This window comes from Aminivibrio pyruvatiphilus (genome assembly GCF_004366815.1).
In the GTDB taxonomy this organism is placed as follows: Bacteria; Synergistota; Synergistia; order Synergistales; family Aminobacteriaceae; genus Aminivibrio; species Aminivibrio pyruvatiphilus.
Genome location: NZ_SORI01000013.1, coordinates 12421 through 33707, shown reverse-complemented (window position 1 = coordinate 33707; position 21287 = coordinate 12421). Strand labels below are relative to the sequence as shown.

The following is a 21287-nucleotide window of genomic DNA, read 5'->3' as shown; positions in this document are numbered from 1 at the left end:
GCAGGAAAGGGCGGTTTCTCCATGAAAGAGGACTCCGTGCGGTCCGTAGAACGGGCCTTTCACATTCTCAAGGCCTTCACGAGGGACGACTACAAGCTCACGCTCAGCGAAATCGCGGAAAGGATCGGACTCCCCGTCACGACGACCCTTCGGCTGGCGGGTACCCTGGAAAGGCTTGACCTCCTCACCCGCCACGACGACAGGACCTACTCCCTCGGCAGTCAGCTCTACATTCTCGGGAGCATCGCCAGGGCAAACTTCAGGCCCCAGCAGATCATCTACCCGTACATGAAAATCATCCGGGACGGTACAAAGGAAGCGGTCTCCCTCTACGGCGTCGAGGGAGAGGAACGGGTCTGCTACGAGCACGTGGAAAGCCTGCTCACCATGAGGTGCGTCATGAGGGTGGGCGACCGGGCGCCGCTCTGGGCAGGTGCGGGAGGGAAAGCACTCCTGGCCTTTCTGGGCGAGGAAGCCATCGACAGGGAAGCAGGAAAGGCCCGTCCCATTACGGCCACTACTCTCTCCACCGGGGAGGAGCTGAGAAAAAACCTGGCCCAAATCAGGAACCTCGGCTATGCCATGAGTTGGGGCGAGCGGGAGGAAGGCATCCTTTCCATCGCGGTGCCCATATTCAACAGGAAGGGGGAGGTTCTCTTCTCCTTCTCCCTCGCAGGGCCGGCATCCCGCTTTACCGAGGAGACAGCCCTGTCTCTCATCCCGGAAATCCAGCGGATGTGCCGGGAGATCTCCCAGCAGATAGGATAAGAAAAGATCCCCTCCGGTCCGGAGGGGATCTTTTCTTTTATGCTTTTCTGCCCGTGACCCGCCCGGCACAATAGGCCCTGGCGGTCTCGAGGCAGCGGCGGGCATGTTCTTTGTAGCCTAACTCCGCCACTTTCTTCAGGTTGGGAAGTTCGATGGAATAGGGCATGGGGGGCATGGCGTTCATGATTGACGCAACGTCGATTCCTCCTTCGCCCACGTAGGACCGCTCCTCCCGGAGGATCCTTGTCATCTCGTCCTTTTCGGCGGGAATCTCGCCGGGAGCGTCGCAGAGGTGGCCGAAGTGAAACCATTCCGCCGGAAGCTTCGCCAGTTCAGCCACGTCGTCCTGGGCCCTGTGGAAATGGTGAACGTCCACCATGAGCCCGGCGTTGGAACGGTTCACCGTCCTGAGGACATCCACCGTGCCCGCCAGGGTCTTCACCGAGGCGATGGGAACGTATTCGAGATCCACCGTCAGGTTGTACTGCTTCGCAAGGTCGCAGATCTCGGCGAACTTTTCGAGGTAATACTCCCTCTCAGGCGTCCAGATGCTGCTGATGACGTGCTTTCCCCCGAGTTCCGCCGCTGTTTCCATGGCGGGTTCGTACTTCTTCACGTCCATGCCGTCAAACACCCTGGCGAGTTCGATATCCAGAAGCCTGATGCCTGTGTCGGCAAAAACCTTCTTTGTCTCCCTCATGAGGGTGCTGTTCTTCGCCAGGTCGAAATCAGGCTCTCCGGGAAGCCCCATGTAAATCTGCCTCATGCTCACGAAATCATATCCGCAGTCCGCCGCCATGGACGCAATCTCCACGGGAGACGTATTCAGAACGGTGAGCTGCGCAAGGGAAAACTGAAACTCCATGAACATCAAACCCCTTCCTCGAAAGTGGTGTCCGGGCGCTGGACGCCCTCCCCGGAGCGGATGGCTGTTCCGGCACAATTGCCGCACTTTCCGCTGAATGGAAACGCAATCCGCCCCTAGGAAACACCTCCACAATAAAGAGTAGGAAAGAATTTGTCAATACGGCCGGGTCCGGAAAGGATGCTTTTTTTCGAGAAATGGGAATAAGAAAAACCCGCCCCACGGAGGGGCGGGCCGGAACAGCATTCACAAAAATAAGGTTCGCTACTTGCCCTGGGGTCTTTCGATGCCGAACTCCTCAGGAGAGAACTTCGCTCCGCCCGCGTCGTACAGGAGCCATGCGGCGACGGACTGGTTCTGCCTGATGTATTTCTTCGCATCGTCACCGGTGATGCCGAGCTTCACGCCGCCCATGGTCTTTGCGAACTCGTCGAACCTGGGATCCTGGAACGCCTTGGTGAAGGCAGACCGGAGAACGTCGAGAACCTCGGCGGGGGTCTCCTTCCGCACGAAGGCACCGAAAAAGGCGCCCCAGGGGAGGTAGGGCCTGTATTCCTCGTAGACTTCCGTTACTGCAGGCACCGAAGCGACGCTCTCTATCCTCTCGGAGGAGATCATGGCGAGGCCCTTCACATTGCCTGAATGAATGAAGTTTGCGGCTGCGAGAAGACCGACAGCCACCGCATCGATATGGCCGCCCATGAGGGCTGTGATGCAGGGGCCTTCCCCGTCGAACTGCATCTTGTTGAACTTCACGTCGTGGATCTTCTCAATCATGGTGGTGGCCACGTAGGGCAGCCCTCCGGGCCCTGTGGATCCCATGGTGATGGTCTTGCCGGAAGCGGCGGCTTCGATGAGCTCCCTGTACGAGGTATAGGGAGAATCCTTGGAGACGATCACCACGCCCACGTTGGCCATCATGAGGAAGACGGGCTCGAACTGGTCGTAGTCGATTTGGGAAAGGCCGGTGACCTTGTAGAGGTTCGGGTTCTCCGCGCCGAAGAGAATGCTGTAGCCATCGGCGGGCTGGTTGGCCACGAAGGTGGTGGCGATGGCTCCAGTGGCGCCCGTACGGTTCTGCAGGATGATGGTCTTTCCGAGATGTTCCTGGGCGATGGGGACGATGGCCCGGGACACGTTGTCCATGGCGCCTCCGGCGCCCCACATGATGTACCCCTGGATGTTCTTTTCAGGATAGGCCCCGAAGGCGGCCCCCGCCAGAACACATACCGCAAGCAGCGCTAAACCGAGTTTTCTCATGAAACATTCCTCCTTTATTTTTCGTTTCTCTCTTCCCCGGCAGGGAAAAAATCTATTCCAGTCCTCTCCATCTCCTGTAGAAAGACGTCTGGGACACGAGCAGAAATACGATGGCCAGCGTCAGGAAGAGGCTGATGGGATTGGTGACGAAGCCTTCGAGGAAGGGCAGAAGCTGGTTCTCCGCTCCCTGCATGGCTCTTCTGTAGTTGGCGTCAAGCATGGGACCCAGGATCAGCCCGAGGACCATGGGGCCGGTGGCATAGCCGTAGAGCCTCATGAAATACCCTATGATGCCGAAGCCGATCATGTAGAAGATGTCCACCACGCTGTTCTGGATGGCGTAGGTTCCGATGACGGAGAGGATGATCACCACCGGCATGATGATTTCCTTGGGGATCTCGATGATCTTCGCGAAGGGCTTGACGCTCACGAGGCCCAGGACCATGAGGGCCACGCTGGCGATGGAAAGGCAGCTGACGATCATCCAGAAGAGGTGGGGGGTCTCGATCATGAGCATGGGGCCCGGCTTTAGCCCGTGGATATAGAGGGCGCCGATGATGATGGCCGTGACGGCGTCGCCGGGGATTCCCAGGGTCAGCATGGGGATGAAGGCGCCGCCTATGGCTCCCTTGTTGGCCGTCTCGGGGGCCACTATGCCCTCGTAGGCCCCTGTGCCGAAGGGACGGGAGGGATGCCTGACGGTCCGCTTGGCCTGGTCGTAAGCCAGAAGGGCGGCCACGTCACCGCCGGTCCCGGGAAGGGCGCCGATGAACACGCCGAGGAGGGACGACCGGATGGACAGGGGCAGGTACTTCAGGAAGGTGGCCCAGCTCGGGATGATCCTGTCGAGGTTCTGCTTCGGCGACTTCTTCCCTGCATTCCTGAACTGGGTGAGGGCTTCGGACACGCCGAAAAGGCCGATCATGGCCGTAACAAAGCTGATTCCTGCCATGAGGTAGATATTGCCGAAGGTATACCGGAGCTCCCCCGTGGATGGGTCCATGCCCACCATGCTCAGGAGAACGCCCACCGCTCCTGCGGTGATCCCCTTTATGGGGTCACCCCCGCCGATGCTGCCGATGAGCAGGATCCCCATCACCGCCAGCAGGAAAAAGTCCCTGGGGGAGAACTTGAGGGAGAAATTGGCGATCACAGGCGCCGCCACGGAGAGGACGATTATCCCGACAAAGCTGGCGAACACCGAAACGGTGGTGCAGAGCCCTATGGCTTTGCCTGCCTCGCCCCTCTGGGCGAGGGGGTACCCCTCGATTCCCGTGGCGATTGCCGCGGGCGCACCGGGGATGTTCAGCAGAATGGCCGTGATGGAGCCCCCGTAGACGCCGCCGACGAACACCCCGCATATCAGGGCAAGGGCGCTGTTCAGATCCCACGAAAAAGTAAAGGAAATCAGCAGGGACGCCGCCATGGTCACGGAAAGGCCGGGAATGGCGCCGACCCAGATGCCGGCGAAAACGCCCACCCAGATGAGAACCATCATCTCCCAGCTCAGGAAAGGTATGAGGAAATACTGAAGATTTTGTTCCATATCCGAGCCCCCTTACGGCAGTATGACCAGGAACAGGTAACGGAAGACCGCTACCAGGACCGCGAGGGAGACCGCTGATATCAGGAGTGCCCGGACGATGTTCTTCCCTCTCTGCAGATACACCATGCCGATGACCATGAAAGCGTAGGATGAAGCAACAAAATGAAGCCTTGGCAGCGCGACGCAGTACGCCACAAGCAGAACCACGACGACCACCACGTCCATGGGGAGAAGATACCCTTTCAGCGTCGCTTCCGCTTCGGGTTTTTCCCTCCGCACCGCTTTGAAAAAATTCACGGCGGAGCACGCCATGATCACCATGGAGGCGAGTTTCGGGAATACCGAGGGCGATGAGTATTCTCCGCTCGTCATATCGAGGGTGAAATAATAGCCGAGAGCGCCGAGGAGAAACATTAGGACGGCCATGCCAAGCTCGCCCGGTTTTCTCCGTGCCTCGGGAACGTATTTCGAGAGATCCTTCACGGTTCCTGCCGCTTCTACTGCCGCTTCTCCTGCCGCCCCTTCAGCCAGAAATTCCCTGGATTCTTCCATCTCTGTGATTCACGTCCTTCCGTTGCGGTTGCCCGATTCCGGCCCCCAATACAAGAGGGGACGGGCCGAAACTATAGTTCCGGTCCATCCCCGATTATACACGACGGAGCACTATTTTTTCGGTTCAGGAATGTTGAACTCGGCGGGAGATTTTTTCGCTCCCCCGGCGTTGAAAATAAGCCAGCTCGCCGTTGACTCGAACTTGTCGAGGAACTGCACAGCTTCCTCGCCCATGGCGCCGTTCCTGAAGCCGCCGGAATTCTTCACGTACTCTTCAAACCGTGCTTCCGCCATGGCCTGGGTAAAAGCATCGCTGAGCTTCTTCACGATATCGTCGGGAGTCCCCTTTTTCACGAAAACGCCGTAAAAAGGTCCCCAGGGAAGGTACTGGGCGTACTCGGGATAGATCTCGGTGATGGCCGGAACTTCGGGAAGCTGGGGAACCCTTTTCGTGGTGAGTACCGCGAGGCCGCGAAGCCGTCCGGCCCGGATGTACTCCACCGACGTGGAGAGAGCCAGGGGCATGACGTCGGCATGGCCGCCCATGACCGCAGTGGCGCCGGGGCCGTCGCCGTCGAACTGGATGTAGTTGAAGTCCGTGCCGTGAATGTTTTTCATCATGGCTCCGGCCACGTAGGGAAGGCCGCCCACGCCGGAGGTGGCCATGCGGATTTTCTTCTCGCCCTTCGCCGCCTCCACCAGCTCCTGCATGGTGTTGTAGGGTGTATCGGGGTTGACGCAGATGACCACGGCACCCTCCACTGCGATGACGATGGGCTGCAGGTCATGGAAACTCAGGGGAGAGAGGCCGAGAACCCGGTAATTGGCCGGGTTTTCCGCCCCGTATAGCAGGGTGTAGCCGTCGGCGGGGGAATTCACCGTGAGGGTTGTGGCCACCGCGCCGGAGGCACCTGTTTTGTTTTGGAGAATGATGGTCTGTCCCAGTTTCTGCTCCACCAGGGGTGTGATGGCCCGGGCGAAGTTGTCTGTGCCGCCCCCGGCGCCCCACATGATCAGTCCCTGGATATTCTTCTCAGGATACGCCGCCGCTCCCGCCGAAGCGAGAAGAAATACCAGCAAAACCGAAAGTCCTAATACTGCCGCTTTTCTCATGCATCTTCCTCCTCTGTGTGTCTGTTTTCCGGCCCGGTTTTTCCGGACCGGTTTTCTCCATCCGCACCCGGCTGGGGCGGATCAGACTTCCCTCTTGTTCGTCGGATCGTAAAACTCCCCGAAGAGGACTTCCTCCGAGGGCGCATCGGTAAGAATGGGCTTGGCGACCCATGTGCTGTTCATATAGTGCTTCAGGGCGATGTTCTCCGACACCTGGTTGCCCCCCCAGGTTCCGCATCCCATGCTCGACGTCATGGGCATGCCGTTGTTGGCGCTTCCGGCGTTGGCCTTGGACTGGGGCTGACGGACCATGATCCTGGTGACCGGGGCTCTCAGGGCAAGGGCATGGATATGCTCCTCGTTATGGCTGTAGATGCCGCAGGAATGTCCCCGCCCGCCCACCTTGTAGATCTCGTCCATCATGTTGAGGGCATTTTCAAAATCACCCTCGTAGCGGAACAGGGCGAGCAGCGTCGTCAGTTTTTCACCGGAGAATTTGTACTCCTTGCCGATGCCGTCCCCGACCACCATGACGAACTTTCTGTCCTCGGGGATCTCGAAGCCCGCAGCCCTGCAGAGTTTCTGGGGGGATACGGCCACGGTGTCCACGATCCGGTGCCCCTCTTCGTCCCACATGGCCTTTTTCAGCATCTCCCTCTGCTCGTCAGTGGCAAGGTAGCCCCCTTCCTTCTGGAGCTGGGCCACCATTGTATCGTAAATGCCGCCGTAGATGATGAGGTTTCCGTCGGCGGAGCAGCCTGAGCCGAAGTCGGAGGTCTTGCTGGTGCGGGTGTTCCGGGCGGCCACCTCGATGTCGGTGGTCTCGTCGAAGATCATGGTGGCGTTACCGGCTCCCGAGCAGTAGGCCGGCTTCCCGGAGCTGTGAGCCGCCCTGGTCATGGCCGGCCCGCCGGTGGCCATGATAAGGTCGCCCATGGTCATGAGCTCCTCGACAACGGCCATGTTGACCTCCGAAATGCACTGGAGGAAATCTTCGGGCTCGCCGATGGACCGGAGCCCCTGGCGCATCTTCTCCACCACCTCGAAGGTGGTCTTTTTCGTCTTGGGATGAGGCGAGAAGACCACCACGTCCCTGGCCTTGAGGGCATAGATGGCCGTGACGATGGGGGTGAGCTCGGGATTGGTCATGGGGATCAGGGATGAAATGACCCCCGCAGGCTTGCCGTACCGGACAAGCCCCTTCTCGGGGAGAACCTCGATTACGCCGACGCTTTTCTGCCTGAGAGCATCCCTCAGAACGCCGAGGATCTTGTGGCGCTTTCCGAACCGGCCGCTCCAGTCGCCGGCCCCGCTCTCCTCCACGCCCATCTTGCAGAGCCTGTCAAAGTCCCTGGGGTTGCCGGCGGCCCAGGCCACACAGCGGCACATGCGGTCCACCCGCTCCTGGTCGTAGTTCTCGATTATTTTTTCCGCGGCCCGGGCCCTTTCGAAGATCTTTTCCAGGGCATTCCTCTGTTCAGCCGTCAATTCCCTTTTCGCCATGCATTTCCATCTCCTTTTCTTTGTAAGCTCCCGGAAAGGAGAGCTACTTTTCCATCCTCCAGGGTTCGATCTCTTCCCAGGCCCAAACTCTCCAGGGCTTTTCCTCTCCCCGCTTCCTGAAGATGTCGTTGATGTTCCAGCATCCTTCCGTGATCACCGGGGCGTTCTCCATCCGGACGTCGATGACGCAGGGCCTGTTCAGGGCGAGGGCCTCCTCGAGGACCGGCCTGAATTCGGAAGCGCTCTTCACGGTATATCCCTTGATCCCGTATGCTTCGCCGATGGCGGCGAAGTCAGGGCTGTAGGGCTTGCCGTCCTTCTCGAAGAGAGTTCCGAACTGGTGCTGGTAATGCTGGTTCTCGAGGCCGGCGATGGTGCCGAAGGCGCAGTTGTTCATCACCACCCACACCACCGCGATATCCTCCACCGCGGCCGTGGCAAAGGGCGAGACGTTGGCGCCCATGCCGCCGTCTCCGATGAGGGCGACCACCTTTTTGTCGGGGCAGGCTACCTTCACGCCCAGGGCGGCGGAAGGACCGTAGCCCATAGTGGCCAGCCCCCCGGGAGCGACGAAGGTCCCCGGCTCGTAGATGGGGAACTGCTGCCCCACGCCGTTCTTGTTCCAGCCCACGTCTGCGACGACGAAACCGTCCCGGGGGAGAACTTCCCGGAGGTCGGCGAGAATCCGCTCGGGGCGCATGGGAAACTGGTCCGACTTCTGCGCCTCCGCGATGCTCGCGAAATAGGCGGCCTTGGTTTCGGCGATTTCCTTCACCGTTTCGGGCCGTTTCACTCCGTGAGGATAGAGCCTCTTCGCCGCCGCCAGAATGGCGCCGAGGGCCATTTTCGCGTCGCAGACGGCGCCGATGGCCGTCTTGAAGTTCCGTCCTATTTCCTCCTGGTTGATGTCGATGTGGATGAGCCTGGTGGGAGGAATGTCGAAGGTCTCGCCGAAGTACCAGGAGCTGCAGTCGGCCTCGGAAAGCCTGGTCCCCACAGCCATCATCACGTCGGCCTTCATGGCGGTCTTATTGTTGAAGTCGGTTCCCCAGAACCCGGTCATGCCCACGGCAAGGGGGTGATCGTCCGGAATGGCCCCTTTGCCCATAAGCGTGTAGAGCACGGGGATTTCCAGGTGGGTCGCCAGGGCGGTGAGGGCCTCCGAAGCGCCGGAGGAGATGACGCCGCCGCCGGGATAGAGGATCGGGTGCTTCGCTTCGGCCAGCATGACAGCGATTTCCTCCGCCGTCTTTTCATCCAGACCGGGTTTGGGAAGAAGGGGGTTGTTGTCGATCCTCATGTCGAAGAACCGGGTGTCAAGCTCCATGGAGAAAATGTCCATGGGGATGGACACGAGCACCGGGCCGGGACGGCCTGTTACCGCCAGGCGGAAGGCCTTGTCCATAACCTCGGGAAGAAGCTCGGGCCTGTCGACCCGCCAGGCCCGCTTCACGAAGGGGCGGAAAATCTCGTACTGGCTGGCGTCGGCGTGGAGGTTCACCTCCTGGTGGGGGTGGCGGCCGAAGTAGCAGCTCGGGACGTCGCCTGCGATGACCACCATGGGGATGGAGTTCAGGGAGGCCTCCGCCACACCCGTGGTGGCGTTGGCGAGGCCGGGGCCGAGGTGGGTGAGGAGAACGCCGGGAACCCGGCATCCCTTACCCCTTGAATAGCCGTCAGCCGCATGGGCGGCTATCTGCTCATGCCGGACGGAGACAAAATGGATGGCGCTTTCTTTGAGCGCGTCAAGAAAACCGATGACGGTGTGGCCGCACAGGCCGAAGATCTTCTCCACACCGCGGGCCTCGAGAAACTTCACGAGCTGGAACGCCACAAGGTCTTTTTTCATTTTTCGAGCCTCCATTCTTTTTTCGGTGCAGTCTAACTCTCCCGGGGATGGAGAACGGACAGGCACTGTTTCAGGGCCGCCACAGGTATCTGGCCGGGGGCCGACGCTTTGCTGCCCACCGCGAAGGTGAGGTCCGAGCCGAACAGCCCGCCGGTCACCCTGCTCACTGCGCCGATGCCGCCCATGGACATGGTGATGAGGGGGATGTCGGGGTATTCCCGGCGGATCATAAGGGTAGCGGAAAGAAGGGCGAGGACATCCTCCTCGCTCCGGGGCATGGCGGCGAGCTTGGCCACGTGGGCCCCCGCCCGGATCTGGGCGGCAAGGGTGGAGAAAAGGACTTCCTTCGAAGGGGTTTTTTCAAAATCATGGAATGAGACGATAAGAGAAACGGAGGTCTGTTCAAGCATCCGGAGGGTTTCCCTGATCTTTTCGTCGCCGTAGGCAAGCTCCACGTCGAGAAAATCAACCAGTGCACCGGCAGCGGCCTCCCGGTAGAGGGCGAATTTCGCCTCATCGGACACTTTTTTGAAACCGCCCTCCCAGTGGCCCCGGCAGGTAAGAATCACGGGGATGTCCCCCACAGAGTTCCGGACGTCCCGGACCATGGATACGGAGGCGGCCGTTTCTTCCACGAACTCCCAGGAATCAACCCGGAGCTCGATAATATCGGGGGCTATGGCGGGGATATTTTCCGCTTCGGCCAGGATCTCCCCCCGGGTCTTTCCGACGAGGGGGACGCAGACGAGAGGCCTGGGGCCTCCAAGAACCTTTCCTCTTGCCTCAATGGGCTTTTCCGGCTGTGGTCTCATGAAAACCTCCCAATTTTCCGTTTGACGGAAACTCAATCCGCCTCTAAGAAATGATTATACAATAAAAAGACTGCTTCCGTTTGTCAAGCTGATTTTTCCTTTCCTCCGCCGACCCGTTACTCCGGCGCGCATTTTCGTCTGGCGGAACACAATGCCGTTTGACAGAAACCCCATTCTTGGGTAATGTTTGCTTGAAAAGCAGCGCCATTCTGCTTCGCGAGGAGGATGAACAACATGTCCGTACAGTGGCCTGAAAAGGTCATCTTCTGCGAGGTCGGCCCCAGGGACGGCCTGCAGAACGAACCTTCCACCCTTGCCGTGGAAAGGAAAATCGCCCTCATCGAGGGCGTGGCTGATGCAGGGGTGAAAATCGTGGAGGTAGGCTCCTTCGTGCACCCCAAGGCGGTCCCGCAGATGGCCGATACCGACGAGGTGGCCCGGACATTCCGCCGTGTCGAAGGGGTGGAATACCGGGCCCTCGTGGCAAACCTCAAGGGAGTGGAGCGCGCCATGGCCTCGGGGATCACCAAGGTGAAGCTCACCGTCTCCGCCAGCGAATCCCACGCGAAGGCGAACCTGAACAAGACGCCCCGGGAGCTCATCGAAGGATTCAAAGAATGCGCCGCCTTCGCAGCGGCACACGGAATGGAGGTTTCCGGGGCTGTGTCCACCGCCTTCGGCTGTCCCTTCGAAGGGAAGGTGCCGCCGTCACAGATAAGGGAAATCGCCGGCCGGATGCACGACCTGGGACTGACCGAGCTTTCCCTGTCCGATACCACCGGCATGGCCAATCCCCGCCAGGTCTTCGACCTCTCCTCCATGATGATCAAGGAGTTTCCTGCCGTGCGCTGGTTTCTTCACTTCCACAACACCAGGGGCATGGCCCTGGCAAACATCGTCGCGGGAATGCAGGCCGGGGTCGTTCGCTTCGACGGCTCTCTCGCCGGCCTCGGGGGCTGTCCCTACGCACCGGGGGCTTCCGGGAACATCGCCTCGGAGGACATGATCCACATGTTCCACGAGATGGGAATAGAGACAGGCATCGATCTCGGCCACATCATCGCCCTGGCCGGGCAGCTCAGGGACTGGGTGGGACACGCCGACAGCGCAGTCCTGAAAGCGGGGACCTGCGCAGAACTTGTTCCGCTGACCGCGGCGAAGAAACAGGGCTGACCCTTGCGGCCATATGCGGCAGGCACCCCCCGGGGGGGTGCCTGCCGCGTTTTCTTTTCAGAGACTGAAGAGCTGCCTACGTCTTCAGAAATCGACCCTTTTACCCTGCTCTGCCGAGAGATAGGCCCCGTAGATCACCCTGGCCACGTCACAGGCAATCTCCAAGTCGGACAGAGGCTTCCTGCCCGTGGCGGCGCACTCCATGAAATCCTGGAACTGGACCACGTATCCCCTCAGGTGCTCTTCGGCGACGAAGGGCTTCTGCCAGCCCGTCTTTGCCGGAAGCATCTCCGAGATATAGACTCCGTCCATTCCCTCCTCGTCAAGCATGTAGGTGCTGAGATTGTCAGAAGGGGTGATCATGCAGAGCATCACCGCGTCGTTGGCGTAGACCTCCACGTAGTTCCTCGTGCCGCCCAGCATGGTGTCTCCCGCTATCACCACCGCCCTGGTGCCGTCGGTGAACGTGAGGACAAGGGAGGCGAAGTCCTCCACGTCCTCAGGACGGACACTGATATGGCGCCGCTCATGATCGCTCAGGGAGGGCGTCATGCGGGCCGTGTCGCACAGGACGCTCCGGATGCCGATGGACGTTTGCCTCGCCCGGGCCTCTTCCCTCTTGAGCCAGAGGATCCCCCCGATGGGGTGGCACCCCACCCGGATGAGGGAACCTCCGCCCGTTCTGTCCCACCGCCCGGCCACCGGGGACGTGGAACCTTTGAGGCTTTCCTCTCCCTTCATGAAGAGGATCCTGCTCTTCCGGGCTCTGATTATTTCGGCGGCCTTCAGGATATTCGGCGAATAAACATAATTCTCGGCGTACATGAAGAGCCTGTCGCTTCCTGCCACGGCCCTTTCAAGGTTCCGGATATCCTCGAGAACCTTTTCGTACATAACCGATTTGGGCACCCTGTCCCCGATGGGCGTCCCGTCGCCCGGGACGCCGAAATAGCCGGTCAGGGGCTTTTCGCAGATAACGTGCTTTCCTGCCGCGAGGGCCTCCAGAGTCATGCCCGGGTGCAGGAAAGGCGGGGTGCAGATGTCTATGACGTCAATCTCCGGGTCGTCCAGGAGGACCCGGTAATCGCCGTGGCATTCCTCCAGCCCGAACTCCCCGGCAAGGGCGGAAGCCTTCCCGGCATCCACATCCGCGACGGACTTCAGACGGACATCTATGCCCGCCACCCTGGAAAAGGACCGGCAGTGAAATTTCGACGCAAAGCCGGCGCCTATGATGCCAACCGTAACGGTCTTCATTTCGCACCTCTTGAAAATCGTGTCCGGAAAGGTCAGGAACCTTTCCGCCGGAGACAGGGGAATCGTCCTGGAGCGTTTTTTCGGGCACAGGGAAGACCCGGGTTCAGTCGGCTCCCCCGATATAGGCCAGGACCTCCCTGAGTACCCCGGCCTTGAGAATCCGCCCTTCCTCCTCGGTCTCCTCGACCTCTTCACGGAGGTGGTCCGTGTACTCCTCGTCCTTGATGGACGGAAGGTTGATCAGCACGTTCATGGCGGCTCCCTCAAGCCCTGCCAGGGCCTGGTTGGCCCCCACGCCGAGATCGCTGGCCGCGTTGACGTTCACCTTCCCCGACACGCGGGCACAGAGCCGAAGCACATCGAGGCACCAGAGGGATGTTTTTCTCGGCGATTCGCAGGCTTCCCGGAACGCCTTCTGAATGGCCTCCCTCCGGACCACCTTCTCTTCGTCGGTCTGCCTGGGAAGGGCGAAGGCCTCCATTACCATGCCGTAGGCCGCGGCATCCACGTCCACAGCGTTCACCAGGTTCTTTCTCAGGTCTTCGGAGAGGGCAAGAACCTCCTTCAGCTCCTCCTCGTACTCCTCGTACTCCTTTTTGCCGAGAGTGAGCCGGCACACCATGGAAACAAGGGCCGCGCCGAGGGCTCCCGAAAGGGCGGCGGCGCTGCCGCCTCCCGGCGCCGCCGAAGCGGCCGCAAGCTCTCCCGAAAAATCCTCAAGGCTCCTGTCTTTCAGAAGGGTCATGAACAATCTTCCTCCTCGTGGAGTTGGTCCGCCCGCCCGGACGAAGATGCGCCGGACAGGGGGGCGTTCCGTTTCTTTATACCACAGAGAACGGCCTTTGAGAAACGCCGTCCCCCCGGCGAAACGCCGGGAGGACGGCCGAAGTACATATTTTCCGCTCTTTCAGGCGCTTCAGGCTTTTTTTGCCTGCTCCAGGGTGTTCTCCAGGAGCATGGCGATGGTCATGGGTCCGACCCCGCCCGGAACGGGGGTTATCCACGCCGCCTTCTCCGAGACGGGACCGAAATCCACGTCTCCCACAAGGCCTTCCTCGAGCCTGTTGATCCCCACGTCCACCACCACGGCCCCTTCCTTCACCATGTCCGCGGTGACGAACCGGGGCTTCCCGATGGCCGCGACGAGTATATCCGCCCTTCGGACATGCTCCGCGAGATCCTTCGTCCTGCTGTGGCAGACAGTCACCGTGGCGCTCTCCGCCAGGAGCATGAGAGCCACGGGCTTGCCCACGATGTTGCTTCTCCCTATGACCACGGCTTCCTTCCCCGCCAGGGGGATCCCCGTGCTTTTGAGAAGGCGGAGTATCCCCTTGGGGGTGCAGGGTTCGCAGGCCGGGAGTCCCGCCACGAGGCGCCCGACGTTCACGGGGTGGAAGCCGTCCACGTCCTTTTCCGGCCGGATGGCCGCGAGGACGGTGTCGGGATCGATCTGCCGCGGCAGGGGGAGCTGGACGAGGATTCCGTGGACCGAAGCATCTCCGTTCAGCCTGCCGATGAGGTCGAGCAGCTCCTCCTGGGTGGTGGAGTCAGGCAGCCTGTGGAGGAAGGACGCGAACCCCGCCTCCAGGCACCCCTTTTCCTTCTGCCCGACATAGACCTTCGACGCCGGGTCATCCCCCACGAGAACCACCGCGAGACCGGGAACGATGCCCTTTTCCCGGAGAAAGGCGGTCTCTTCCTTTACGGAGGCCCGTATTTCGGCCGAAAGCTTCTTACCGTCGAGGATCCTGGCGGTCATGGCATCCTCCCCTAAAAGAGGCCGGTGATGCGGCCCTTTTCGTCGATGTCGATGGAAAGGGCTGCCGGCTTTTTCGGCAGTCCGGGCATGGTCATCACCGACCCGGTGATGGCGACCAGGAAACCCGCTCCCGCCGACAGGCGGACTTCCCGCACCGTCACCGTGAAGCCTTCGGGACGGCCGAGGAGGGCCGGATCGTCGGAAAGTGAATACTGGGTTTTGGCCATGCAGACCAGAAGGCCGTCCTTGCCGAGCTCATGGATCTGGGCGAGGTCCTTCTCCGCCTGGTCCGTGTAGGTCACTCCGGCGGCGCCGTAGATTTCCCGGGCGATTTTCCCGATCTTCTCCTTCGGGCTGAGGGACGCTTCGTAGAGGAAGCGGAACGATGACCGCCTTTCGCAGGCCTCCATAACCTTTCTGCCGAGGTCAAGCCCGCCGTCTCCTCCCTTCTCCCACACTTCGGAGAGGGCCACGGAGGCACCGAGACGGGAGCACTTTTCTTCCACGAGGGCAAGTTCAGCCTCGGTGTCCGTGGGGAACCGGTTGATGGCCACCACGGCGGGCAGACCGAAGGAGGCGATATTCTCGATATGCTTCTCCAGGTTGGTCATGCCCTTTTCCAGGGCCGCAAGGTCCTCCTGGGCGAGTTCCGTCTTTTTTCTTCCCCCGTGCATCTTCAGGGCCCGCACCGTGGCGACGATCACCACCGCCGAAGGGGTGAGGCCGCCGAGGCGGCACTTGATGTCCAGGAACTTTTCCGCGCCGAGGTCGGCGCCGAAGCCCGCCTCGGTGACGAAATAGTCGGAGAGCTTCAGGCCGAGACGGGTCGCCTGGAGGGAGTTGCAGCCGTGGGCGATGTTGGCGAAGGGACCGCCGTGGATGAAGGCGGGAACACCTTCCAGGGTCTGGACGAGATTGGGCTTGACGGCATCCTTGAGGAGGACGGCAGCGGAGCCGGCCGCGCCGATATCTCCCGCTGTGACGGCCTTGCCGTCATAGGTGTAGCCGATGACGATCTTCCGTATTCTTTCCTTCAGGTCCATGAGGTCAGTGGAGAGGCAGAGAATGGCCATGATCTCCGATGCCACGGTGATGTCGAAGCCGCTCTCCCGGGGTACGCCGTTGGCCTTTCCGCCGAGACCCAGGATGATGCTCCTCAGGGCCCGCTCGTTCAGGTCCATCACCCGTCTCCACACGATCCTCCGGGGGTCGAGGTTGAGCTCGTTGCCCTGCTGGAGCGAGTTGTCGATCATGGCGGCGATGAGGTTGTGGGCCGTGGTGATGGCATGGAGGTCGCCGGTGAAGTGGAGGTTGATGTCCTCCATGGGAATAACCTGGCTGTACCCGCCTCCGGCAGCCCCGCCCTTGACGCCGAAGCTGGGGCCGAGGGACGGTTCGCGGATGGCGAAGCTCACCTTCTGGCCGAGCTTCGCAAGGGCCTGGGAGAGTCCCACCGTGGTGGTGGTCTTTCCCTCCCCTGCCGGGGTGGGGGTGATGGCGGTGACGAGAATGAGCTTTCCGTCGGGGTTGTTCTTCACCCGCTCCCACACCGCCGGGGAGATCTTCGCCTTGTATCTGCCGTAGAGTTCAAGGTCGTCCTCTCCTATGCCGAGTTTTTCGGCGATTCCCACTATGGGCCTGAGCTCCGCGCTCTGCGCTATCTCTATATCGCTCGGTACTTTCATGGTGGTTCCTCCTTCGTCTGTTTCCCTTCGGGAAATTCTCACAATATACATTACTCCACCGGAAAATAAATATCAATTGCGTTTGTTCCTGCCCCCGCAGGCAGGGGAGAATTTCTCCGGCGCCTGCAGATTCAGCCTCATTCCGTTTCATTGGAAGAGTTTCACGTCATCTCGGAAGAAACTTTCCCCTCCCCCTCCTGCCGAGAAACCGCCCGTCGGCATAGATGATCTCGCCCCTGGAGATGGTCTGCCACACCTTTCCCCTGACTTCAAGACCCTCATAGGGGGAAAAGTCCACGTTCATTCTCAGGGCCCCCGCCCGGATGGTCCAGGCGTCCTCGGGGTCGAAGATGACCAGGTCTCCGTCGGAGCCGGGAAAGAGGCAGCCTTTCTTTGGATAGAGGCCGTAGAGCTTCGCCGCCTGTTCCGAGGTCACCCGGGCAAGGGAGCACAGGGAGAGCTTTCCTCTGAGCACGCCCTCCGAATACAGCAGTGGCAGGAGTGTCTCCACCCCGGGCAGCCCTCCGGGCAGCCGGTCGAAAGCCCCCTTCCATTCCTTCTGGGTCCGGGTGAAGGGGCAGTGATCCGTGGCGGCGAAATCCACCGCACCGGAACCGAGGGCGCGCCAGAGCGCTTCATTGTCATTCCGGGTCCGCAGGGCGGGCGTGGCGGAAAAGAGGTGCCCCTGGGGCCCTCCGTAGACGCCGGACGTGAGCAGCAGGTACTGGGGGCAGGTCTCCGCCGTCATGAGGGCTCCCTTCTTCCGGGCCTCCTCCACTTCCCCGAGGCCGAGGGCGGAGCTGAGATGAACGATGTGGCACCGCACGCCTGCCTTCGCGGCGATCCATCCCACGGTATTCACCGCCGAGGCTTCGCAGAGGTCGGACCGGACTTCCGCCACAGTTCCCATGCGGCCCCACTCCTCCTTGGAGAGAAGGGCCGCGGAAGCCTCGATCATGCTGTCGTCCTCGGCGTGGACCACGGCCACACCGTCCCCTTCGGCTATGGCCCGGAAGGCGTGGTAGAGGGGCCCCGTGTCGGTTCTCCTTCCCGAGGCTCCGTAGGCGGTGAAGAACTTGAAACTTTTTATCCCCCTGGCCATGGCGTCGGATATTTCGGCGGTCCGGCCGGGCCGCCAGCCCACCACCTCCCCGTGGAAGGAATAATCCACCACCGAGGGGCGGGCGTCCTCGAGGCGATTCCGCAGGTCATCGGCCATGGTCCGTTCGGGAGCCCCCACGGTGAAATCGATCACGGTAGTCACTCCACCGCAGGCCGCCGCCACGGAACCGGAATAGAAATCGTCGCTCGACACGGTGCCTCCCACGGGAAGGGAAAAATGCACATGGGGGTCGATGGCTCCCGGAAGGACCAGCTTGCCCGACGCGTCCACCTCGGCCTTTCCCTCAAGTCCGTCGCCGAGGGCGGCGATCTTTTCTCCGAAAATCCCTATGTCGGTGGTGAGAACGGTCTCCGGTGTCACCACCGTCCCGCCCCTGATTACCAGGTCATACATCCGGCTCTCCTCCCGTCATTTTTCCTCCTTGATATAGGCCGTTCCCAGCGAGGCCGGAACGTTGAACCGCTTCCTGGCCAGGGTGGCCGCAATGGTGAGCATATAGGGAAGGGCTATGAGAAACTCGTTGGGAACCATCCGGATACCCGATGTCTGCAGGGTGATGGCCGCCGCGTCAGCGATGCCGAAGACCACCGCTCCGAGGAGAGCCCCCAGGGGATTCCAGTTCCCGAGAAAACAGAGGGCGAAGGCGATCCATCCCCGTCCTCCGATCATGTCATTGGAAAAAAGGCCGAGATAGCCTATGGAGTAAAACGCCCCGGCCAGCCCGCTGAGGGCGCCTGCCGCGAGAACGGCGCCGAACCGGACCCGCTCCACGGAGATGCCTGCCGCATCGACGGCCTCAGGGTTGGCCCCCGTTGACCTGAGAACCAGCCCGGTCCTGGTCCGGAAGAGTACCCACCACCCCAGGGGCATGGCTCCCCAGGCCAGGTAGGTGAGAATGTTCTGCCTGAAGAGTGCCGGGCCGATAACCGGGATGTCCGACAGGAACGGGACGGCCAGGGGACGGAGAGGTTCCACCGTGAGAGGGAGAAGGGGAACGCCGAAGAGCACCCTGTAGAAGAAGATGCCGATTCCGGCAGCCAGGATGTTGATGGCCACCCCCGTCACGATCTGGTGCTGTTTCAGGCAGACGGTGATCCAGCCGTAGAGGGCGCCGACGGCAACGCCTGCAGCCATGGCGCACAGGAAGCCGGCGGCGAGACTGCCCGTGATGTAGGCCCCGGTGAACCCCGCCCACGCGCCGAGGAGGAAAATACCTTCGATGGCCATGTTCATGACGCCCGTCCGCTCGACGATCACTTCCCCGAGCGACCCGAGGAGAAGGGGGGTGCTCATCTGAACCGCCCGGGCGAGAAGCCCCTCGAGAATCACGGCGCTTCACCTCCCGCGGCCGTCCGTCGGCGGGACCTTGAACGCCTCAGCCTGTGCCGGAAATAGAAGGAAAGGATCACGTAGAGCATGACGAATCCTTCGAGGATGGCGATGATGCTCGACGGGACGGAGGACGTCTGGGTGACCAGCAGGCCCCCCACCTTGAGGGCCCCGAAAAGAAGGGCTGACAGCACCACGCCGAGAGGATGGGCGCTGCCGAGGACGGCGATGCCGATGCCCTCCGCGCCCAGCAGCGGGTTGAAGCCCTGGACGACCATGTGCTGGACTCCGTTCACCTCGAGGAAGCCCGCCAGTCCGGCGAAGGCGCCGCTGACGAGGAATACGGAGACAAAAACGCTCTTTTCCCTGATGCCTGCGAACCGGGCAGCGGCCCTGTTTTTCCCCACCGCCCTCATCCGGAAGCCCAGGGTCGTTTTCCAGAGAAGAACCCATGCCGCCCCGGCGGCGGCAAGGGCAAGGAAGAATCCCCAGTGGAACCTTGTGCCGGGCAGAAAGGATGGAATCCAGGCCGCCTCGGCCAGGACGTCCGTCTGGGGGTATTCCCCCTTGGCTTCCCTCAGGGGGCTCCTGACAAGGAAATCCATTATCGCCACCGCCACGTAGGTGGACATCATGCTGACGAGAAATTCGTTGGCATTGAACCTTGCCTTGAAGAAGCCCGTCATGCCCCCCCACAGTCCTCCTGCCGCCATGGACGCGGCGGCGCAGAGAGGAAGAAGCACCCATGACGGCAGGTACGGAAAGGAAAGGGCGCAGGCCGCCGAGGCGACGGCGCCGAGGTAGAACTGGCCCTGGGCTCCGATGTTGAACAGGCCCGCCCGGAAAGCGAAGGCAAACGCCAGGCCCGTCAGGATCAGGGGAGACGCCTTGGCGAAAATGTCGGCGATATTGTAGATGTCCCGGAAGGCGAAGGAAAACAGGTCCCGGTACACCGCCGCCGGGCTGTGCCCGAGGAACGGCATGAGAACGCCGGCGGAAGCGAGGCCGAGGAAAACGGACATGGCGGGGAAGAAGAGGGATGAAAGAACGCCGTCGGGATCGGTGATTGCGTCAAATAGTGGATTTTCCCTGCGGTTTTCCGCCATCACTCCGGTTCCCCCTTTCTGCCGGCCATGAGCATTCCGATCATCCGAAGGTCGGCGCTCTCCCTTGGAAAAATTCCGAGAATTTCGCCGCCGGTCATGACGGCGACTGTATCGGAAAGGCTCATAATTTCTGAAAGTTCTGTTGACACCAGAAAAACGGCCCTGCCTTCGCTCCGGGCACCTGCGAGCATCCGGTGAACGTGGGCTGCGGCACCCAGGTCAAGCCCCCTGGTCGGCTGCACGGCCACGATGCATTTCCGTCCCGCCTCGATCTCCCGTGCAGCCACCACTTTCTGCTGGTTGCCTCCCGACAGGGAGGCCGTCCGGCTGCCCGGAAGGGGCGGCCGGATACCGTAGTCGGCGATACGCCGTTCAGCATTTTCCCGAATGGCGCCTTCCCGGAGAAAGCCCTTCCGGGAATAGGCGGGCAGGTTTTTCAGCACGAGGTTTTCTTCCACTGTCATGTCGAGCACCAGGCCTTCCCTGTGCCTGTCGGCGGGAATGTACCCCACTCCGGCGCGGAAGACAGCCCCCGGATCCTCCCGGGGAAGAACCCGGCCGTCGAGGAGGATCTCTCCCCTTTCCTGCCGGGCAAGGCCGCAAACACAGTCGGCCAGCTCCTCCTGTCCGTTTCCGCTCACTCCGGCGACGCCGAAGATTTCCCCGGCCCTGACGGCAAAGGAAACGCCCCGGACGGCATGGTGCCCGCGGCTGCCTCTGACCCACAAATCCCGGACTTCCAGGACGTCCCGGCCCGTCGGCCGGGACGGAGGCTCACCGACAGGGGGAATGTCCCCTCCAACCATACGGGCTGCAAGCTCCCGTTCGGTCACCTCACCCCGCAGGAAGGATCCCGCGTTTCTGCCGCCCCTCAGGACTTCAATCCTGTCGGCGATCTCCATTACTTCCCCGAGTTTGTGGGTGATGAAGAGGACGGTATTTCCCGCAGCCCGGAATTCCTGAAGAAACCCGAAGAGGTTCTCGGCCTCCCCCGGGGTCAGGACGGCGGTGGGCTCGTCCAGGACCAGGATGCTGACGCTGCGGTAGAGAACCTTCAGAATTTCCGTCTTCTGCTGCATCCCCACCGAAAGATCGGCAACGACGGCACAGGGGTCGACTGCAAGACCGTACTTCCTGCCCAGGGCCTCCAGCTCTCTGACGGCGCCCTTCCGGTCGGCGGGACGCCCCGAAGAAGGGTCAAGGCCGAGCACCACGTTCTCCCAGACAGTATGGACAGGAACGAGGGTAAAATGCTGGTGGATCATCCCGATGCCGAGGGCCAGCGCATCCTTCGGAGAACGGATCCTGACCTCCCTGCCGTTCACGGAGACTGCGCCGCTGTCCGGCTGATACATGCCGTACAGTATCTTCATCAGGGTGGACTTGCCGGCGCCGTTCTCACCCAGTATGGCCAGGATTTCCCCCCGGCGGGCGGAAAGGTTCACACCAGCGTTGGCAAGCACCCCGGGAAAGACTTTCGTGATCCCGCGGAGGGAAAGGGCTTCATTGTGTGGGGATTCCATGATGTACCTCCCCCCTGCAGAGTGCGCAGGGCCCGGGAAATTTCCCGGACCCTGCTGCGGCGTT

The 21287-nt window shown here is 61.4% G+C and carries 18 protein-coding genes; 2 read left to right on the top strand and 16 right to left on the bottom strand.

The genetic code is table 11. The features are described from left to right. Positions 1-21: 21 nt before the first annotated feature. Complete coding sequence (locus C8D99_RS09950; RefSeq protein WP_133957992.1) at positions 22-768, top strand: IclR family transcriptional regulator; 747 nt, start codon at positions 22-24, stop codon at positions 766-768. A gap of 37 nt (positions 769-805) precedes the next feature. Here C8D99_RS09950 and C8D99_RS09945 read toward each other — a convergent pair whose 3' ends face one another. The 8 genes from C8D99_RS09945 to aroD form a co-directional block, all read right to left on the bottom strand. Further along, positions 806-1633, bottom strand: a complete 828-nt coding sequence (locus C8D99_RS09945) for a sugar phosphate isomerase/epimerase family protein (RefSeq protein ID WP_133957991.1) — start codon at positions 1631-1633, stop codon at positions 806-808. Positions 1634-1897: 264 nt separating this feature from the next. Continuing rightward, on the bottom strand, positions 1898-2893 hold the full coding sequence (locus C8D99_RS09940; RefSeq protein ID WP_133957990.1) for a Bug family tripartite tricarboxylate transporter substrate binding protein: 996 nt from the start codon (positions 2891-2893) through the stop codon (positions 1898-1900). A 52-nt stretch (positions 2894-2945) separates the two neighbouring features. Continuing rightward, the gene (locus tag C8D99_RS09935) at positions 2946-4439 is read right to left on the bottom strand and encodes a tripartite tricarboxylate transporter permease (RefSeq protein ID WP_133957989.1); all 1494 of its coding nucleotides are present in this window, start codon (positions 4437-4439) and stop codon (positions 2946-2948) included. Between the two features lie 12 nt (positions 4440-4451). Next, entirely contained in the window at positions 4452-4991 is a 540-nt protein-coding gene (locus tag C8D99_RS09930) for a tripartite tricarboxylate transporter TctB family protein (RefSeq protein WP_133957988.1), read from the bottom strand. 111 nt (positions 4992-5102) lie between these two features. Continuing rightward, entirely contained in the window at positions 5103-6104 is a 1002-nt protein-coding gene (locus C8D99_RS09925) for a Bug family tripartite tricarboxylate transporter substrate binding protein (protein WP_133957987.1), read from the bottom strand. An 81-nt stretch (positions 6105-6185) separates the two neighbouring features. Next, entirely contained in the window at positions 6186-7607 is a 1422-nt protein-coding gene (locus tag C8D99_RS09920) for an aldehyde dehydrogenase family protein (protein ID WP_133957986.1), read from the bottom strand. 43 nt (positions 7608-7650) lie between these two features. Beyond that, a complete protein-coding gene (locus C8D99_RS09915; protein WP_133957985.1) occupies positions 7651-9456 on the bottom strand; it encodes a thiamine pyrophosphate-binding protein in 1806 nt (601 codons plus the stop codon). Positions 9457-9488: 32 nt separating this feature from the next. Then, positions 9489-10268 (bottom strand): type I 3-dehydroquinate dehydratase, encoded by a 780-nt coding sequence (gene aroD, locus C8D99_RS09910; protein ID WP_133957984.1) that lies wholly within the window; start codon positions 10266-10268, stop codon positions 9489-9491. Positions 10269-10502: 234 nt separating this feature from the next. Between aroD and C8D99_RS09905 the strand changes: the two genes are divergently transcribed. Next, complete coding sequence (locus tag C8D99_RS09905) at positions 10503-11441, top strand: hydroxymethylglutaryl-CoA lyase (RefSeq protein ID WP_133957983.1); 939 nt, start codon at positions 10503-10505, stop codon at positions 11439-11441. Positions 11442-11525: 84 nt separating this feature from the next. On the opposite strand, the gene C8D99_RS09900 is transcribed toward C8D99_RS09905, so the two are convergent. From C8D99_RS09900 to C8D99_RS09865, 8 genes are all read right to left on the bottom strand, one after another. Further along, entirely contained in the window at positions 11526-12698 is a 1173-nt protein-coding gene (locus C8D99_RS09900; RefSeq protein ID WP_133957982.1) for a Gfo/Idh/MocA family protein, read from the bottom strand. Between the two features lie 103 nt (positions 12699-12801). Further along, the gene (locus C8D99_RS09895; RefSeq protein WP_133957981.1) at positions 12802-13443 is read right to left on the bottom strand and encodes a cyclodeaminase/cyclohydrolase family protein; all 642 of its coding nucleotides are present in this window, start codon (positions 13441-13443) and stop codon (positions 12802-12804) included. Positions 13444-13614: 171 nt separating this feature from the next. Further along, positions 13615-14457 (bottom strand): bifunctional methylenetetrahydrofolate dehydrogenase/methenyltetrahydrofolate cyclohydrolase FolD, encoded by an 843-nt coding sequence (folD, locus tag C8D99_RS09890; protein ID WP_133957980.1) that lies wholly within the window; start codon positions 14455-14457, stop codon positions 13615-13617. A gap of 11 nt (positions 14458-14468) precedes the next feature. After that, a complete protein-coding gene (locus C8D99_RS09885; protein ID WP_133957979.1) occupies positions 14469-16142 on the bottom strand; it encodes a formate--tetrahydrofolate ligase in 1674 nt (557 codons plus the stop codon). Positions 16143-16308: 166 nt separating this feature from the next. Then, on the bottom strand, positions 16309-17658 hold the full coding sequence (hydA, locus tag C8D99_RS09880) for a dihydropyrimidinase (protein WP_133957978.1): 1350 nt from the start codon (positions 17656-17658) through the stop codon (positions 16309-16311). Positions 17659-17673: 15 nt separating this feature from the next. Further along, positions 17674-18594, bottom strand: coding sequence for an ABC transporter permease (locus C8D99_RS09875; RefSeq protein ID WP_243833890.1), 921 nt, complete (start codon positions 18592-18594; stop codon positions 17674-17676). Beyond that, positions 18591-19700 (bottom strand): ABC transporter permease, encoded by a 1110-nt coding sequence (locus tag C8D99_RS09870; RefSeq protein WP_133958029.1) that lies wholly within the window; start codon positions 19698-19700, stop codon positions 18591-18593. Before C8D99_RS09870 ends, C8D99_RS09875 begins: the two co-directional genes overlap by 4 nt. Beyond that, positions 19700-21223: an ABC transporter ATP-binding protein gene (locus C8D99_RS09865; protein WP_133957977.1), complete on the bottom strand. Its 1524-nt coding sequence runs from the start codon at positions 21221-21223 to the stop codon at positions 19700-19702. Before C8D99_RS09865 ends, C8D99_RS09870 begins: the two co-directional genes overlap by 1 nt. Positions 21224-21287 lie beyond the last annotated feature (64 nt).